Raw genomic sequence first — 4,088 nt, forward strand, 5'->3', positions numbered from 1 at the left:
TAACAGTTTCACCTTATTGACTCACCCAAAAGATACGATTGCCATTTTCATCTTCCACCGGACCCGGTGCTCGATCACCATGATTTAATGTAATTTGGTCATTCGTCAGGTTACAGAGAAAAGTACCGTCTATCGCACTTTCATCTCCGGGTAAAAGAATATAGTGCTTCTGCTTCTCCATTTGCTCTGCTGCAAACAGTTGGTCATAACCTTTCGCTCTGGCGTAATCGACCAAATCTTTCGGATAATAAAGCATATGCCGATAACTACTATCGTCCAGACCATAGAGTAATGTCACCATCCCCGCTTCAAATGCCCAGTAACCGAAGAAAGTAGGGAATTTACCTTTATGGCGATTATGCCAATAGCAGTCTTTCATCCCCTTATACCACCCTCTCAGGTACTGCTTAATACTTTCCTGCCGCTCTGCTTTCGTCGGAGAAACACCATCTCCTTTGATTGCATCGTAAAGATGTTGGTAGGATTTGGGGAAGGCAAGGCTCTCATCTCGTTGTCGAGGAAAACCAATAACTCCCACACGAGCAAGAAGAATACTTAAAATTGGGTCATCTTCACCTTGAGGATTTTTAGATATCATTTCCACAACAGGTAGTAAAAATTCTTTTTTCCCTAAAAGAATCAGGATACTGTAAATCCATAAAATATATTGATATGCATCTGGTTCCCAATATTTAAGCAATGTGTGCCTGAACGATTTTTTATGAAAAAGCAAACAGTCGATGAATTGAGTGAATTCATCCTCAAACTTATCAAACTCAATACCACCAGAGTAACCACAAAGGGAGTGTTCTAAAAATCTAACTACACGATCCCAGCTAACACGTTCTTTTTGTTCAGCGTCATCAGATGAATTTAAAATCGCTAACGCCTTAGCATCATTCTTTACTCTTGTCTCAAAGAAATCACGCTTCTTAGCAAAAACTGTTTCATCCAACAGCGGATCTCTTCTATCAGAATCGAATGTACTCATTATCATTACCCTAACTTAGTTTTACTGTAGTGGGATTGCTTCTATTGAATTCCCTTGACGATCTAATTTGGTTATATTTACCACTTCTCCAGAATCATCAACAATCATTAACCATCGCTCATAGCCACTTTGAATAACATCATATGCATCATCACCTAATTCATCGTCTAACCTTGGAACAATCCAATCATCACTCATTTGTTTAGCCGCTGGATAACCTGATGAACCCCGTGTTTTGCTAAGAACAGAATCCTTCGCTACACCATCATCATCTATATATTTACCCGTATCTGTTCGATATTTTGTCTCAGTAATTACATATGGTGGTGGTGGATTGGTATTCTCATAAATACCATCAATCCCCCGGCCTCGGGGCTTGTCGGTCATCTTCCTGACACGACGGTCTTCCGGCAACATATTTTTGAATTGTTTATTTTCCATAAAATTATCACTGATAATTTCACCGAAAATCCCTTTTTCTTTATTGGTTGCTTTAATAATTCGGGACTGAATCGCTATCAATAGATAGGAAGTATGTGGGGTATTAATCTATCTCAATAACTTAATCACCACCCACTATTGTCAGTATCACGAAAACGGTAATTAGCGAGCCGCATTTTCGGCTCGCATATATTCTAACTCTTGGATATAGAGAACTAGAAAATTTAATTATTTGAATTTATCAACGTATTTACAACTTTTAAATTGTCATCATTTTTCAAAAAAATGTATTCCCATCAAAAGCCATGATACTAGTAACATCTAGAAATCCATAATATTTTTTGAAAGAAAAATGAGAGATAAGCTTAGTATCAATATAATAAAAAACATTAACGTCAAGCATGTCAAATAATGAATCGTATATGTTTCACCAACATATTTATGCCCATTCAGTATCACGCTTTCATATAGTGGATATAAGCTTTTTGCAATAGTGATTAAAAATAGCAAAAATAATACTACTGATATAATAACTGATAATAATGCTTTCTTTATAAATTTCATTTAATTTTTTACATTTTTATATTACAAAGTCAATTCTCTATCAGATGTTCTATGCTATTTATAATTTCTATTTATAATTTCTATATTATTCTCATCTCAATAAATTCTCTCCATTCTTCATTTAAAGAAAGTTGAGATTGTTGTTCACTAGTCAGAGATACCCAATATGGGGTCCATAACCATGTAAACCAAAAATCAACATCACCTTGTAAACTCCCATATTCCTCTGGATTTAAACTAGGAAAAGAAACAGATGGCAATGGTGGTGCTAAATTAAGGCTTTGGATTTTATCTATTAAATCATGATCATTAGATATTATATGAACAACAATACCATTGAAATCATCTAATAAGTTAATTTTAAATATACCACCATTATTATCCGATAGATCTTGAGGATGTCTCAGCAAATTGACATTAAATGTTGAATATTGATGTAATAGCAATGTAGACAATTCATTAAAATTATTTTTATCAACTAAAAAAAATAGATTATAAGCCTGTTTTTTTAGTTCTTCAGATAAAGTAACCCTAGGATATTCCTTTGAGAAATCAAGTTCTAACGAAGGTTTTTCATCCTGTTTATTATTTCCAAATAAATTTTTAAATAAATTAATTCTCATAAATAAAATCTGCCACCCAATCTGCTCCGAAATAACCTGCTGCGCCAAAGATAATTCCACCAATAGCTCCTGTAATAAAAACCCCAGGACCTGTTTCTATACCTAAAGCAGCGCCAGCTACAACCCCAGCTTTTAATCCAAGAACCCCTGCTCCCCATCCTCCCGATTGGCGAATAACTTCAGCACCTATAGGAGCCATACTCTCAGTTTTAATAGATTCCTTTGTAGCCACTGTAAGATCATATGCCGTAAGAACAATACCAAATAATTGAACAGCTTTCCCCACTCGACCAATATTCTTCACAAAGGTATATGACTCTGGGGTAAAGATAGCTCGAGCAGGCACTTCATTGGCAATTAAAACTTCTTTATCGATATCTCTGACATAGCTAATAATTTGATCAATTCGTTTAACTCTTTTTGGTGCTAACTCTTTATATTTTTCAAGTGCTTCAATAATTTCACGAGTTGAAACCAATTCAGCGCCAGCTTGTTTTGCCTTATTTATATCTATATATATTGGTTTACCTTGGAATCGAGGAGAGCCGTCAGGAAAAAGAGAACTTGTTGAAGTATATTTTGACTTATTAATACCCATAACATGTTCAGCAACTGTGGATGAAGATGATAAGTCTTTTCCACTTAATCCATATCTTTCTGGAAACACTTCTTTTAACATTTTATCTTCAGGTAAATTCATGGCCTTTAAATATGGATCATCTAAACTTGCATATATTTTTCTTGTTAATAGCCCATCAATACCTACTTCATCGACAACTACAAAGAAGAATGCACGACCAGGCATATCAGATGTTGTTACATCTAATAAAGAATTATCAGTATCATTTGTTTCAATGCTATGTTCTAAATTCATTATATTTTAACCTGTTTGATATTTACCATTTTTCTAATGCCTTGACACCAAGTAATAATTTATATTGCCCTTGACCTTCAGTTGGAATTCTTTCTATTTTTCCTGATTTATCTGAAATCCCCTTATAAATTTGGCCAGCACTTGTTTCTATATAATAAGGAACATTCGCCAAAGTTTTGTTTTGAGCATTAACTAAACGAACCTGTTCATCAAAAGGATTTGGTCGACGACCATAACTTACTGGTAATTTCGGCATCTCACCCGCAAACCCACTGCCACTCCCGGCACTACCACCGGAGTTCAGGTTCACCCCGGCACCGCTGAGGGAGACGCCTGACGGGTCAACTTTGACGAAGCTGCCACCGGCTTTGAGGGTGATTTCATTCCCGGCTTCAATAACGACATGCTCACCGGCTTTAATGTGGATTTCTGTACCCGCTTCATTGACCCACACTTTGCCGGCTTTGACATGCAACTCACCTTCAATCATCAGCGTCTGGCTTTTGGCGATTTTGGTGCGCGCTTCACCGCTGACCGTGTGATGGTCATTGACCTTGATATGGCTGTAGCGGTCATTATCGATGGTGGTACTTTG

4 protein-coding genes and 1 pseudogene are annotated in these 4,088 nt (G+C 36.3%); all 5 read right to left on the reverse strand.

What is annotated here, in order from left to right:
• Positions 1-13: 13 nt before the first annotated feature.
• Entirely contained in the window at positions 14-991 is a 978-nt protein-coding gene (locus tag AC55NX_RS20410) for a PoNi-like cognate immunity protein (RefSeq protein ID WP_496997402.1), read from the reverse strand.
• Positions 992-1,012: 21 nt separating this feature from the next.
• On the reverse strand, positions 1,013-1,432 hold the full coding sequence (locus AC55NX_RS20415; protein WP_496997403.1) for a hypothetical protein: 420 nt from the start codon (positions 1,430-1,432) through the stop codon (positions 1,013-1,015).
• Positions 1,433-2,076: 644 nt separating this feature from the next.
• On the reverse strand, positions 2,077-2,679 hold the full coding sequence (locus AC55NX_RS20420; RefSeq protein WP_496997404.1) for a hypothetical protein: 603 nt from the start codon (positions 2,677-2,679) through the stop codon (positions 2,077-2,079).
• Positions 2,609-3,493: a glycine zipper family protein gene (locus AC55NX_RS20425; RefSeq protein WP_496997405.1), complete on the reverse strand. Its 885-nt coding sequence runs from the start codon at positions 3,491-3,493 to the stop codon at positions 2,609-2,611. The genes AC55NX_RS20420 and AC55NX_RS20425 overlap by 71 nt, the downstream gene beginning before the upstream one ends.
• A gap of 22 nt (positions 3,494-3,515) precedes the next feature.
• Positions 3,516-4,088: pseudogene (locus AC55NX_RS20430) on the reverse strand (hypothetical protein); the annotation flags it as partial.

The organism is Vibrio rubrogenes, assembly GCF_059641415.1.